Origin of the sequence: Duganella aquatilis (assembly GCF_009674565.1) — a bacterium.
Classification (GTDB): Bacteria; Pseudomonadota; Gammaproteobacteria; order Burkholderiales; family Burkholderiaceae_D; genus Rugamonas; species Rugamonas aquatilis.
This window is the reverse complement of sequence record NZ_WKJL01000001.1, coordinates 479,611-491,932: the sequence shown is the minus strand read 5'-3', so window position 1 is coordinate 491,932 and position 12,322 is coordinate 479,611. Positions and strand designations below refer to the sequence as shown.

The window sequence follows — 12,322 nt, the reverse complement described above, 5'->3', positions numbered from 1 at the left end:
ATTCCATGGTCCACGCCGTCCGCAAACAATCCGATGCAGCCGCAGCGCTGAACAAGTACTGCGACCTGATCGATGCGCTGCTGGGCGGCACCGACGCCATGCGGGCTGCCGGCGTCAAGTACCTGCCGCAGTGGCCGGGCGAGGACGATAAGGCGCACGCGACGCGTCTGGCCGTTGCCACGCTGTTCCCTGCCTACCAGCGCACAATCGAAGTGCTGGGCGCCAAGCCGTTCAGCAAGCCGGTGACGTTCGGCAAGGATGTTCCGGCCAAGATCCAGACGCTGTGTGAGGACGTCGACCGCCAGGGCCGCAACCTCCACGCCTTCCTCGCCGAGGTTGGGCAGGAGGCGCTGGGCTACGGGTTCTCAGGCATTCTGGTGGACTACCCGGCCACCAAGGACAAGGACGGCAATCCGCTGTACGTGACCAAGGCAGACGAGGATTCCGCCGGCGTGCGGCCGTACTTCGTGCAGATCCACCCACGCTGCATCTTGGGTTGGCTGTCCGACAAATCCGGCCTGACGCAGCTGCGCCTGCTGGAATCGGTGGAGGTGCCGGACGGCGAGTTCGACGTCAAGTGCATCGAGCAGGTACGAGTGCTACGTCGCGGTGCGTGGGAGACTTGGCGCAAGGTCGAGGGCAAAGGCAATGACGACTGGGCGCCGCACGAGAGCGGAGTCACGACGCTGAAGGGCATCCCATTCGTGCCGGTGTACGGCAACCGCTTGGGCTTCATGATGGCCCGGCCGGCGCTGCTGGAGCTGGCGCACGCCAACGTCGAGCACTGGCAGAGCAAGAGCGACCAGCAGAACATCCTGCACGTCGCCCGGGTGCCGATTCTGTTCGCCAAGATGCTGGGCGAGAGCTCCATCACGGTCGGTGCAGGTGCCGCGGTGAAGTCCGAGGATCCGAACGGCGACCTGAAATTCGTCGAGCACACCGGTGCCGCCATCGAGGCCGGCCGTATGTCGATCCTCGATCTGGAAGACCGCATGCGTCAGGCGGGGGCCGAACTGCTGGTCATCAAACCAGGCAACATCACCGAATCGCAGACGCTTGCCGACAACGAGCAGGGCGCATGCGCGCTGCAAAAAGTGGCCGAAAACATCGAGGATTCCGCCGACCAGGCTCTGCAGCTGATGGCCGAGTGGCTGAGTGAGCAGCAGGGAGGGCACGTCACGCTGTTCAAGGACTTCGGCGCTGCCGCGCTGGCTGAGGCGAGTGCTGAGCTGCTGCTGAAGTATTGCCAGTCCGGCTACATCTCGCGACAAAGCCTCTACGAGGAGTTCCAACGACGCGGGATCATCAAGCCGGATGTCACGTGGGAGGACGAAATCGGCCGCCTTGAAGGGGAGGGGCCTGCATTGGGCGCAATGGCTGAACCCAAAGCAGCATAATCAACCCGTTACTGAATCACGCCGTCCGCCACCAGGTGGACATGGCCGGCTACGGAAACTTCGTGCTGGCGAAGATGATCCGAATCCTGAATCTCACGGATGCGGACCTGATCGGCGCGCTGAACGCAGCCCTGACCGACATCGATGCCGACTCGTTCAAGGTCCAGCGGCTGGATGCGCTGCTCAAATCGGCGCGCGAGCTCAACGCCCAGGCCTACGCCGCGCTGTACGACGGCATGACCGACGAACTGAAGGCCTACGTGGACTACGAGGGCCAGTTCCAGTACGACCTGTACAAGCACATCGTGCCCGTGGATTTCAGCATCGGCGCCATCGTGCCAGCGCAAGTCTACGCGGCCGCCGTAGCACAGCCGATGCAGGGGCGCCTGCTGAAAGACTGGGCCGCTGGGCTGGGAACCAACCGCCTGCAGCGCATCAAGGACACCATCGCGGTCGGTTACACCCAAGGCAAGACCACTGGCGATATCGTGCGAGAGATTCGCGGCACGAAGGCAGTGAACTACGTCGACGGTCTTCTGGACACCAGCCGGCGCCAGATCGAATCGGTCGTGCGTACTGCGCTGAGCCACACCGGCCAGATCACCCGCACCCAGTTTTACAAGGAGAACAGCGACATCCTTGGCGATGAGGTCTGGATCAGCACCCTGGACGGCCACACCACTGAGGAATGCCGTGCGCGGGACCACCTACACTACACGCCGATCGACCACCAGCCGGTCGGCCACAGCGTGCCGTACCTGGCAGGCCCTGGCCGGCTGCACTGGCAGTGCCGGTCGACCTCTATCGCGCTGCTGAAAGGGCAGAAGAAGCTGTACGGCCAGCGATCGGCAGTCGGCGGCCCGGTCGACGCAAACCTGACCTACAACGACTGGCTGTCAGAGCAGAGCGAGGCCTTTCAGGACGAAGTCCTGGGCAGGGCCAAAGGCGCGGCGTACCGCGCCGGCGACTATAAGGCTTCTGTCTTCACCAACGACCGCGGGCGCACGCTGACGCTCAAGCAGATGGCCGAACGTGACCGCAGGGCGTGGAAGGGCGGTATACTCGACGAATGATCCTACATCTCGTGCCGCCGGCTGCCGCGCCGGGTGAACCTAAGCTGAAATCTCGGACGGCCAGCAAGCCAGCCGAGATGCTTCAATGCCCGCGCTGCGCCGGCCGAGAGTTCATCGAAACGGTCATTGGCGCCATGCTTCAGGCGCGCAAGTTGAAGGGCGGCACCCGGCAGAATATCTGCGTGGGGTGCCTACTGAAGGGGGAAAGGGTCGCGGTATGATGGTTAAGCGGACATCAATCGAGATCGCGTAGCGCCTCTTGTTCGTTAATATGCTGTATTGCTTCATCCTGTTCCGCATATTCATCTGGGCGGGATCGAATGATGTCTACTTCATCTGAGAGATCGGCGTGAATTTTATTGAGGCCGACGTTCGGGAACAAGAGACTCAGAACGCGAATTAGTTCGTCGGACTCGGGCGTTTCCTCAAAGCCTTCTTCTGGCCACTCAGCGAACTTGAGCTCAGTAGCGATTGTCCTGATCGCGTCATCATATTTGCAGACTTCCATCTTTACTCCTTTACAAGTGTGAGCGCATAACAGCGCTACGCATCGTATCAAAGATTCCCAATCCGAGCAGAAATCTGCGCTCGATCATAGTTTTACGATTACTTTTTTGAGCCGCCCGGGCAACCTGGCGGTTTTTTTATGCCGCAAGCGGATGCGACGCGGTGCACGGCCGGAAGGCCATCGATAGGGCGGATGCCCGGAAAGCTCCCAAAATGAAACTGAAACTCGACACAAATGGCAACGTGGTCCTGCAAGACGGCAAGCCGGTGTACATTCTGGACGACGGCCGCGAAGTCGCCCACGATGCTGCCGCGACCGTGGCCAAGATCTCCAGTCTGAACGGCGAGGCAATGAGCCATCGCCAGGCGAAGGAAGCGGCTGAAGCCGCGCTGAAGCCATTCAAGGACGCGGGCATCACCGACGCGGCCGCCGCCGCCGAAGCGCTGCAGACCGTGGCGAACATCAAGACGGGCGATCTGACGACTGCTGCCAAAGTGCAGGAAATCAAGGACGCGGCCACGCGCTCGGCAAATGAAGCCGTCGCCGCCGCGACGCGCGCGGCCGAGGAGAAGCAGCGGGAACTGACCGAGCAAAACGCAAAACTGACCCAAGACCTGAACAACCACATCGTCGGCGGCAGCTTCACCGGCTCGAAGTTCATCGCCGAGAAGCTGGCCATTCCTGCCGATATCGCGCAGAAGGTCTTCGGCGACCGCTTCAAAGTGGACAACGGCAAGCTGGTTCCTCTGGACGCGAACGGCAACCCGATTTTTTCCGCCACCAACCACGGCAATCACGCCGACTTCGACGAAGCCATCCAGGTGATGGTCAGCCAGTATCCGAACAAGGACAAGATCCTGAAGGGCTCGGGCGCTTCGGGCGGCGGCGCCTCCGGTGGCAGCGGCGGTGCTGCTGGCGCGAAGAGCATCACCCGCGCCCAGTTCGACGCCATGGACGGCGCGTCGCGTGCCGCTGCCATGAAGGGCGGCGCCACCATCAGCGACTGACCGTCGACAACATCCTCACCAGGCCCGCCGCGCTCGGGCCTTTCTGTATCCGCAACACCGTAATTCCTCTGCCGGCGCCTGGATGGGCAAGTCGGTGCTTTGGGCTGGATGGCCTGTCTGCTGTGAATCCCAAACCACTAAACTGAAAGGCAACACCATGAAGATGATTATTTTTGCCATCGCCGCTATCCTGGCGCTGGCCCTGGCCGCCGTGGTCGACCTGTTCGCTGATGCGACTGGCATCGGCAAGCCCGCCGCCCGCAAAGTTGAGCTCTACGGCAAGGCGTTCGCGGAGATCGCGCGTGCGCACATGCAAAACCACATGGCCGCAAGCGGCATGCAGCTAGGCATCCTGACCCTGAACGGCCTGATCCCGACCATCTACGAGGCGATGGACGTCGTGTCGCGCGAGCTGGTTGGCTTTATCCCAGCCGTGTCCCGCGATTCGAGCGCTGAACGCGCAGCGGTTGGCCAGGTCGTCATGTCGCCAGTTGTTGGCGCGCTTCCTGCTGAAGACCTGGTGGCGGCTGCGTTCGCGCCTATGGCACCGGACCGTCCTATCGGCAATGTGCAGATGACCATCGCGAAGGCGCGTTCCGTTCCGTTCGGCATCACGGGCGAAGAAACGAAGGGCCTGCAAAACGCCGGTACGCTGGGCACCATCAACCGCGACAGTATCGTACAAGCGTTCCGCACGCTGACGAACGAGGTCGAGACCGATCTGGCCGCGCTGCATATCTATGCATCCCGCGCCTACGGCACCGCTGCCACGACCCCGTTCGGCATCGCGTCGGATCTCAGCGACTTCGCCCAGTCCCGCAAGATCCTGGACGACAACGGCGTACCGCAGTCGGATCTGCACATGGTGCTGGGTTCGTCCGCCGTGGCGAACATCCGCGGCAAGCAGACCGGCCTGTTCCGTGTGAACGAAGCGGGTACCGATGATCTGCTGCGCCGTGGCGCGCTGGGCGAGGTGGAAGGCTTCGACCTGCACAACTCCGCCCAGGTGAAGAAAACGGTGACTGCCGGCACGGCCGCCGGCGCGACCACCAACGCGACCGGCTACTCCGTAGGCGCCACGGTGATCACCATCGCCTCGGCGGGCACTGGCGCAGTGATCGCTGGCGACATCCTGACCGTCGCCGGCGACACCGAGAAATACGTGATCGTCAGCGGTGACACCGATGTCTCCAACGGTGGTGTCCTCACTATCGCCGAGCCTGGCCTGCAGAAGGCCATCCCAGCCGCTGCGACCGCGCTGACCCTGGTCGCGGCCACCACCCGCAACATGTTCTTCCACCGCTCGGCGATTCAGCTGGCGACGCGCGCGCCGGCAATGCCGGAAGGCGGCGACTCGGCCGACGACGTGGTGCTGATCACGGATCCGTACTCGGGTCTGACCTATGAGTTCTGCCTGTACCGCGGCAAGCGCTCGGTCCGTTGGGAGGTCAACCTGGCGTGGGGTGTGAAAGCTGTCGCGCCACGTCACATCGGCCTGCTGATCGGCGCCTAATCCATCAACCGTGCCCGGCGGCCAGCGAGGCGCCGGGCCAACCGCGAGTACATCATGAACACCACCATCAAAGTCAAATCGACCCACCCGACCAGCCAAGGCCCGTACGTCATCATCGAGCGCGCCGACTTCAACCCGGAAGTGCACGAGAAGTACGACGACGGCACCGACGACGACGCTGCGCCGGCGCGCTTGCCCACCATGGCCGAACTGTTGGCCGCCCGCGAACAGCTGCTGGAGAAAGAGCGCGAACTGGACGCCGAGCGCGACCGCCTGGCCGGCCAGGCCGCCGCCAACGAAGCCGAGGCTCAGCGCCTGGCCAGTGAGCGCGCGGCGCTGACAGCTCCAGCCGCCGGCGCCGTGCCACCGGACTACAGCACCATGTCCAAGGACGAACTGCACGCCGCGCTGACCGCCAAGAGCATCCAGTTCCCGGCCGCAGCCAACAAGGCTGACCTGATCGCGCTGCTGACCGCCGCGTAATCCCGCCTCGCTTCATCGCCAGCCCGCCGCGCGCGGGCTTTTTCCATTCCATCGCCGAGATAGCCAATGTCCCAGACCACCACCATCAAAGTAGGCGAGTCCGCCAAGACCATCACCCTGAACGAGGGCAAGGTGCTGCTGCTGAACGGCGCGGCGGCATCGACCGGCGTCGCCTACCAGTTGGACCTGGTGCTGGGCGGCACAAACTCGGTGAAGTCGTGGGCCATCGGCGCTGGTCCGCTGCCGCAGATCGGCCCATTCGTCGGCTCGCAGAAGGTGCTGATCAGCTGCTCGGCTGGTAGCATCGATGCGGTGGTGCAGGATGCTATAGTCGCGGTCCCACGCTCGTTGCCAGCAAACTCCGTTGCGTTCGCTGGTGACTCACTACAAGCGCAATCAGGACCGATTACCTCGATCGTCCCGGCAGCCTCTGTGACAATTACCAACCCCGATATCGGCTGGGGCGGATGGATGATTCGCTTTTCCAACGGCGCGATCAACCTTGTCGGCAATTTTGCGGTGATTGGTTATACAACCGAGCAGATCCTGGACACCATCCCGGCTGTGCTTGCATCGGGAGCGGAGACGGTATTTGTTAATGGTATGACCAATGACATCGTGAACGGCTGGCCGATCTCCCGTTCGAAGGCTGCGCTGTCGGCGATTTACAAGGCGCTGCGCGACGCAGGCCGCCGTGTGGTGATGGTGACCGCGCCGCCGTTGTACAAGCTGACGGCCGTCGAGGGCGCAAAGTTTGTCGCGCTGAACGACTGGGTGCGCGAACAGGCGCGTGTATTTGGCTGCAGGCTCGTTGATATCTTCAGTATCGTTGCCGATCCAGTATCAGCTACTGGCTGGGCTAAGCCAGGTGCGCTGCTCCCGGACAATACCCATCTGGTCCAGCGTACAGCACGCGCATGCGGCCGCATGGCCTGGTCGACGGTCGCCGATCTGTTTCAAGATCGATCTGTTCACGCAGTCTCAGCGCTCGACCTGAAGACGCTCAATCCAGATGGCCGTAACCTGTTGAGCAACGCGCTGATGATGGGCACAACCGGCACCGGCTTGAACATCGGAACGATACCTGCCAACTCGGTGGCTGCGGGAATGCAGGTGGGCACCAGCGCAGCTGGGCCGACGATTGTCCCAAGCCGCGTAGCTCGCGCGGACGGTTACGGGTTCGATCAGGTAATGGAGGTAACTGGCGGTGTCATCGTAGGTAGTGACGCCTTGATTCGCAACAACGATACGGCATACACCCGCGCCAATGCTGGCGATTGGCTATGGGGACAGATGTGGCTCTCTGCCGAGAATATGCTGAATGTCTACCGCATTCAGTTGTCGCTGACGTGCCGGATCGATGGTGTGCTGTACAACTCGATTGACTGCTCCAGTTCCGGCGACCAGTCGCTGGGCTCATCGCAGGTCGACCAAACTGCGTTTGCGACTATGCCGTTCACAACAACGCCTTTTCAGCTTCCAACATCCGGCGTAATTTCGTCGCTCACCATGACGGCAAACGTCTACTTCTCGGAGGCAAACGGTACGATCAAGCTGTCAGCCGGGCGCCCTTTGATTAGTAATAAAATTTAATTAATTTCCTGAAGTCGAACGGTTTGCAAATTGTCAACTGGTTCGTCTGGCTTCAATGAAAGACATATTGGTGCTGAAAAGAGTAGATACCCGACGGATAATTAAATAGAGTGTTGATCCTACGTCGCCTGGAAAGATGAATGTCAATGAAATGCTTTGCTTGGGAACGGCGCTTACCAGGGCCAACAGCTATGAAGGAAGGGGAACGGTAGTCCTCGCCGAATCCATAACACGCGTACCCGAAAAATATCGATTCCAGCTCTCCATTATTATTCTTTTCCATCAAATTTAGCCCGTCCTGAACAACTTTCTGGAAGTTGGACGAGTTCATGTGCACGGTCGCTAAAACGAAATGATAGTAAGTTCCATTAATAACTAGGATGTAGGAATATTTAAAATTTGGTGGCTCCGATTTATGCAGTAGTTGTAATGCAGCATGAACCAGTACTGACCGCTCGACAAGCGATAGGTCAAAAACATATTGCAGTCTGGCAGCTTCATTTACATATTTTGGAAACTCTAAGTACCTCTGGATCGCCGCCACATCTTTGGTAAAACCTTCCGCAACGCTCACCTCTCGAATGTCCGAATTTTCAAGCGCACTATTTACGTATTCTTTGATATATGACGTTAGGCTTGTATAAGACTTGTCGGGGCTATTTATACAATGAAATGCGATAAGTAGTAAATCTACTAAGGATCCGCTGAATTCTGCCAATTGTTCAAGCAGAACATCCGGAGCATTTATCCATATTTCTTCACTATAGGGGTCGCAGGGCAACGCTGTAATCCCGCATTTCCTTCCAATTAGTGAAATTGCGACAATTCGCTCAACATCTGCAAAAGGTACGCTGCAGCGTGTCCCAAATCTATTTTCACCCACCAGCGTGAAGCATTCATCGTGAGTTTTCCATCTTTGAATGTACTTTCTCAGCTGGTCTACATTGTGTTTAGTCTGTTTCCCTGCTGATAGTCGGCTCTTGGTTAAATTGAACAATACGACGACGCCGTCGCCATACCAAAATAGATCACAAGGCTCGTCAATTAATTTCTTGCCGTTCTCGACGTAGCTGTACCTCTCTGATCTATACAGCCGTGCAGTACCGAACGACAAGTTGATGAAGTTTTCCACAATTTGCTCTTGCTCGCTGGACAGGCGTGGCGCGGGAGGAAGCATCAAATTCTCCGATTTAATTATTGTATTGCTATCACACATTACCCTACATGAATGCTCTCGGGCAAGACCAATCTATGCTAACCACCGAAACCGGCGTCGGCCTGCCAAATGCCGAGAGCTACGCCAGCGTGGCCGCCGCAGATGCACGCTGCGCCGCTTTGGGCGTAGCCGACTGGGCGCCTCGCGCAGAAGCCGACAAGGAGGTCGCACTGCGCAACGCCACCCGGTTCATGCTGGCGACCTACCGCACCCGCTGGGCCGGCCGCCGCGTCTACCAGGCGCAGGCGCTGGACTGGCCGCGCTGGAATGTGATCGTCGACCGCTTCCCAGTACTGAGCACCGTCGTGCCGGCCGAGGTGGTGAACGCCTGCATCGACCTGGCCGCGCGTGCCGCCGCTGGCGTCGACCTGATGCCCGATCTGGACGTGGGCAACAACCAGATCAAGCGCGACAAGACCGGTCCGCTGGAAACGGAATACTTCGAGAACAATACCGACGCCGCCTCGCGCTTCGTCGCCATCGAAGCGGCGCTGGCGCCGTTCTTTGGCGCGGCCGGCGGCGCGGGCATGATGAAGGTGGTGCGGGGATGACGATCATTGCATGGGACGGCAAGACGCTGGCCGCCGACAAGCAGAGCACATGCGCCGGCCATGGTTCGACGGTTACCAAAATCTTCCGCACGACTTTTGGCCTCGTTGGTTTCGCTGGCAAAGCCTCACATGCTCGCGCGCTACTCGTCTGGTTTAATAGCGGCGCGATCTTGGAGCGCTGGCCAGTGAGCCCTGATCGTGACAACTGGGCGGATGCGATCGTAATTTGCCCGAATGGCGAGGTGCGCGAATATGTCGGCAACGGAGGAGGGCACTACGAGCTGGTGGAAGACAACTTCTGCGCAATGGGCGGTGGCCGTGATTACGCTCTGGCCGCCATGTTCCTGGGAAAATCCGCCAAGGAAGCAGTCGAGGTAGCCTGTGCGCTGGACATCACCTGCGGCAAGGGCATTGATACGCTGGAGTTGGCATGACCGATTACGCCAAAGCTGCCGCCCGCGCCGATGCATCGCTGCGCCGCAAGGGCGGGGTGGTCACGCTGCGGCGCGAGGTGCCGGGGGAATACGATCCCGAAATCGGCGGCCCGGGCGCCGGCACCGTCACCGAATACGCCGGTACCGGCGTCAAGCTGAATTACAACCAGGACGACGTCGACGGCACGCTGATCAAGCAGGGCGACCAGCAGCTGCTGCTATCGCCGCTACAGCGTGACGGGGCGTCGATGCCCACGCCAACCACTTCCGATACGCTGCTGGTCGGCGCCAAGGCCTATGCCATCGCCAACGTGATCGACTTGCAGCCGACCGATACCAGTGTGCTGTACACCCTCCAACTCCGAGGCGTGTGATGGCCGGATCGTTCTCGGCCGATATATCGAAGTTCATCACCAAGGCCGGCAGCAACGTCGACAAGGCGGTTCGCCAGACAGTGGTGCTGGCGGGCCAGGGCGTTGTGATGACCACGCCGGTGCTGACCGGGCGCCTGCGCGCCAACTGGCAGTTCGGTGTGAACATGCCAGCCGGCGTGCTCGACAGCGTCGACGTGGCCGGCGCCGCCACTATCGCCAAGATGGCCGGCCAAGTCACCAGCCTGAAGGCCGGCGGCGAATGCTGGATCGTCAACAACCTGCCGTATGCCGGCGAGATTGAGTACGGCCACAGCAGCGTGAAAGCGCCGGCCGGCATGGTCCGCGTGACGCTGGCCGGGCTGCCAGCGGCAATCGAACAGTATGTGCGAGGACTGCAATGAGCCATGACATCGCCCGCGCGGCAATCGAGACGCGGCTGCTGTCGTGGGCCAAGGCTCGTACGCCGGCGCTGCCGTGCGCGTTCGGGAATTTGACCTACACGCCGACGACTGGCCTGAGCTACCTACAGGGCGACCTTCTGCCCGCCAGCACGCTGAACCCAAGCCAAGGCGGCAAGCACAAGCGCTACATCGGGCTGTACCAGGTGAGCATCCGGACGCCGGCAGGGAAGGGCGTCACCGAGTCGGCTGCGATCACCAAGGAAATTGAGGCGCTATTCCCATGCCCGACTACGTTGCAGCAGGGAGGGCTGAATGTACGCATCGACAGCACGCCGTCCGCCGCCGCCGGCCGAAATGACGGTACCAGCTTCTGGATGGTTCCCATCACCATCGAGTACCGCGTCGAAGCATTTGACTAAGGCCGTCTACCACCACTTCCAACCAAGCGCCTTCGGGCGCTTTTTTTTCGTCCGAAAGGCTGCAACATGACCATTCAAACCAACGTTTTGACGCGGGTCGCGCGTAAAAAAGAGGCCACCTTCGGCACGCTTCCGGGCGCCACCGGTGCGCGTGAGTTCCGCCGAATCAGCGACGGCATCGCGCTGAAGAAGAACAAAATCCAGTCCAATGCCATCCAGTCGAATGCCCAGCGCCCGATGGCGCGCCACGGCGGCCGTACCGTCGACGGCTCGGTCAATTTCGAGTTCGCGCTGGGCTCGATCGAGGATCTGCTGGCATCGATCGTGCGCCGCGACTGGACCGCCGTAGCGCCGCTGAGTGGCTTGACCGTTACTGCATCAGCATCGACGCCGAACTTCGTGCGCTCCGCCGGCTCGTGGCTGACCGACGGCCTGGCCGTGGGCATGCTGGTGAAGTTTTCGGGCTTCACCTCCGGCGCCGCCGCGAACAATGGCAAGCTGTACACGGTCATCGGCCTAACCGCCACTGACCTGAATGTCGCGGAAGTGGTTGCGCCGGCCGCCAGTGCCGCCGCCATCGGCCTGACCGTGCCGGGCAAGATCACCTACATCCCGGAGACCGGCCACACCAACGACAGCTACATGATCGAGAAATGGTACAGCGCCGTGTCGGAATCGCTTCGCTTTACCGGTCAGCGCATTGCGTCGGTGAAATTCGGCCTGAACGCCGATGACAAGGTGACCGCCGAGGTGGCATTCATGGGGCAGGACCGTAAGAAGGATGTCACTGCCTACTATACGAATCCCGCTGCGCCGGGTGGTGGCGACATGCTGGTGACGCCCTCGGGCCTGGCCGTGATCAACGGCGTTGCCAGCAAAGTCTGCACGAACTTCAGCCTGGACATCAACGGCAACGCCTCGGTGGGGAAGGTGGTCGGCGCCAATGTGACGCCTGACGTGTTCATGGACATGATCGACACCAGCGGCCAGATCAGCGTGTACTACGAGAACGGTACCATGGACGACTACTTCGACCAGGAGCAGCAGATTTCGCTGATCAGCCGCCTGGATGACGGCATCGGCGGCGCCTTCGTCATGGCCATGCCGGCCGTGAAGGTCTTCGGCGGTACCGAGTCGGGCGACAAGGAAATCATCCGCCAGTACGACTTCACGGCCGGGCCGAACGCTGCTGGCACCGGCGCCGGCAAGTCGACCATCCTGCTCCAGGACACCACCCTGAGCTAATTCATCTCCGGCCGCGCGCCGGGTTTCTTTTTGGCGAAAGCCACCCCAGCACCGGCCCGTCCGCTGTCTCCATTCGCGTGGAGCGGCGGGCGAGCGCGGGCATTTTTC

Annotated in this window: 14 protein-coding genes; 12 read left to right on the top strand and 2 right to left on the bottom strand. The window is 60.9% G+C overall.

The window, feature by feature from the left end; genetic code table 11:
• Window positions 1–5: 5 nt before the first annotated feature.
• Window positions 6–1,397, top strand: a complete 1,392-nt coding sequence (locus tag GJ698_RS02180) for a DUF4055 domain-containing protein (RefSeq protein WP_154355935.1) — start codon at window positions 6–8, stop codon at window positions 1,395–1,397.
• 41 nt (window positions 1,398–1,438) lie between these two features.
• On the top strand, window positions 1,439–2,470 hold the full coding sequence (locus tag GJ698_RS02175) for a putative phage head morphogenesis protein (RefSeq protein ID WP_154355934.1): 1,032 nt from the start codon (window positions 1,439–1,441) through the stop codon (window positions 2,468–2,470).
• 235 nt (window positions 2,471–2,705) lie between these two features.
• On the opposite strand, the gene GJ698_RS02170 is transcribed toward GJ698_RS02175, so the two are convergent.
• Window positions 2,706–2,978 (bottom strand): hypothetical protein, encoded by a 273-nt coding sequence (locus GJ698_RS02170; protein WP_154355933.1) that lies wholly within the window; start codon window positions 2,976–2,978, stop codon window positions 2,706–2,708.
• 212 nt (window positions 2,979–3,190) lie between these two features.
• Between GJ698_RS02170 and GJ698_RS02165 the strand changes: the two genes are divergently transcribed.
• The 4 genes from GJ698_RS02165 to GJ698_RS02150 all read left to right on the top strand — a co-directional run bounded on the left by GJ698_RS02165 (window position 3,191) and on the right by GJ698_RS02150 (window position 7,574).
• Window positions 3,191–3,985 carry a DUF6651 domain-containing protein gene (locus GJ698_RS02165; protein ID WP_154355932.1) on the top strand — a complete coding sequence of 265 codons (795 nt, stop codon included), beginning with the start codon at window positions 3,191–3,193 and terminating at the stop codon, window positions 3,983–3,985.
• Between the two features lie 310 nt (window positions 3,986–4,295).
• Complete coding sequence (locus GJ698_RS02160) at window positions 4,296–5,498, top strand: major capsid protein (protein ID WP_229259792.1); 1,203 nt, start codon at window positions 4,296–4,298, stop codon at window positions 5,496–5,498.
• 54 nt (window positions 5,499–5,552) lie between these two features.
• Window positions 5,553–5,981, top strand: coding sequence for a hypothetical protein (locus GJ698_RS02155; protein WP_154355930.1), 429 nt, complete (start codon window positions 5,553–5,555; stop codon window positions 5,979–5,981).
• A 66-nt stretch (window positions 5,982–6,047) separates the two neighbouring features.
• Window positions 6,048–7,574 carry an SGNH/GDSL hydrolase family protein gene (locus GJ698_RS02150; RefSeq protein ID WP_154355929.1) on the top strand — a complete coding sequence of 509 codons (1,527 nt, stop codon included), beginning with the start codon at window positions 6,048–6,050 and terminating at the stop codon, window positions 7,572–7,574.
• Window positions 7,575–7,626: 52 nt separating this feature from the next.
• Here GJ698_RS02150 and GJ698_RS02145 read toward each other — a convergent pair whose 3' ends face one another.
• Window positions 7,627–8,751: a hypothetical protein gene (locus GJ698_RS02145; RefSeq protein ID WP_154355928.1), complete on the bottom strand. Its 1,125-nt coding sequence runs from the start codon at window positions 8,749–8,751 to the stop codon at window positions 7,627–7,629.
• A 74-nt stretch (window positions 8,752–8,825) separates the two neighbouring features.
• Here GJ698_RS02145 and GJ698_RS02140 point away from each other — a divergent pair, with 74 nt between their 5' ends.
• From GJ698_RS02140 to GJ698_RS02115, 6 genes are all read left to right on the top strand, one after another.
• On the top strand, window positions 8,826–9,341 hold the full coding sequence (locus GJ698_RS02140; protein ID WP_154355927.1) for a DnaT-like ssDNA-binding protein: 516 nt from the start codon (window positions 8,826–8,828) through the stop codon (window positions 9,339–9,341).
• Window positions 9,338–9,775: a hypothetical protein gene (locus GJ698_RS02135; protein ID WP_154355926.1), complete on the top strand. Its 438-nt coding sequence runs from the start codon at window positions 9,338–9,340 to the stop codon at window positions 9,773–9,775. The genes GJ698_RS02140 and GJ698_RS02135 overlap by 4 nt, the downstream gene beginning before the upstream one ends.
• Window positions 9,772–10,149, top strand: coding sequence for a hypothetical protein (locus tag GJ698_RS02130; protein ID WP_154355925.1), 378 nt, complete (start codon window positions 9,772–9,774; stop codon window positions 10,147–10,149). Before GJ698_RS02135 ends, GJ698_RS02130 begins: the two co-directional genes overlap by 4 nt.
• The gene (locus tag GJ698_RS02125; RefSeq protein ID WP_154355924.1) at window positions 10,149–10,550 is read left to right on the top strand and encodes an HK97 gp10 family phage protein; all 402 of its coding nucleotides are present in this window, start codon (window positions 10,149–10,151) and stop codon (window positions 10,548–10,550) included. The genes GJ698_RS02130 and GJ698_RS02125 overlap by 1 nt, the downstream gene beginning before the upstream one ends.
• The gene (locus GJ698_RS02120; protein ID WP_154355923.1) at window positions 10,547–10,969 is read left to right on the top strand and encodes a phage tail terminator-like protein; all 423 of its coding nucleotides are present in this window, start codon (window positions 10,547–10,549) and stop codon (window positions 10,967–10,969) included. The genes GJ698_RS02125 and GJ698_RS02120 overlap by 4 nt, the downstream gene beginning before the upstream one ends.
• A gap of 66 nt (window positions 10,970–11,035) precedes the next feature.
• Entirely contained in the window at window positions 11,036–12,214 is a 1,179-nt protein-coding gene (locus GJ698_RS02115; RefSeq protein WP_154355922.1) for a phage tail tube protein, read from the top strand.
• The last annotated feature ends 108 nt before the right edge of the window (window positions 12,215–12,322 follow it).

Coding starts and splice junctions, on each gene's coding strand:
- GJ698_RS02170 (WP_154355933.1), bottom strand. CDS start 2,978: ATGGAAGTCTGCAAATATGATGACGCGATCAGGACAATCGCTACTGAG.
- GJ698_RS02145 (WP_154355928.1), bottom strand. CDS start 8,751: ATGCTTCCTCCCGCGCCACGCCTGTCCAGCGAGCAAGAGCAAATTGTG.
- GJ698_RS02125 (WP_154355924.1), top strand. CDS start 10,149: ATGGCCGGATCGTTCTCGGCCGATATATCGAAGTTCATCACCAAGGCC.
- GJ698_RS02180 (WP_154355935.1), top strand. CDS start 6: ATGGTCCACGCCGTCCGCAAACAATCCGATGCAGCCGCAGCGCTGAAC.
- GJ698_RS02130 (WP_154355925.1), top strand. CDS start 9,772: ATGACCGATTACGCCAAAGCTGCCGCCCGCGCCGATGCATCGCTGCGC.
- GJ698_RS02155 (WP_154355930.1), top strand. CDS start 5,553: ATGAACACCACCATCAAAGTCAAATCGACCCACCCGACCAGCCAAGGC.
- GJ698_RS02140 (WP_154355927.1), top strand. CDS start 8,826: ATGCTAACCACCGAAACCGGCGTCGGCCTGCCAAATGCCGAGAGCTAC.
- GJ698_RS02160 (WP_229259792.1), top strand. CDS start 4,296: ATGCAAAACCACATGGCCGCAAGCGGCATGCAGCTAGGCATCCTGACC.
- GJ698_RS02150 (WP_154355929.1), top strand. CDS start 6,048: ATGTCCCAGACCACCACCATCAAAGTAGGCGAGTCCGCCAAGACCATC.
- GJ698_RS02165 (WP_154355932.1), top strand. CDS start 3,191: ATGAAACTGAAACTCGACACAAATGGCAACGTGGTCCTGCAAGACGGC.
- GJ698_RS02120 (WP_154355923.1), top strand. CDS start 10,547: ATGAGCCATGACATCGCCCGCGCGGCAATCGAGACGCGGCTGCTGTCG.
- GJ698_RS02115 (WP_154355922.1), top strand. CDS start 11,036: ATGACCATTCAAACCAACGTTTTGACGCGGGTCGCGCGTAAAAAAGAG.
- GJ698_RS02135 (WP_154355926.1), top strand. CDS start 9,338: ATGACGATCATTGCATGGGACGGCAAGACGCTGGCCGCCGACAAGCAG.
- GJ698_RS02175 (WP_154355934.1), top strand. CDS start 1,439: ATGGCCGGCTACGGAAACTTCGTGCTGGCGAAGATGATCCGAATCCTG.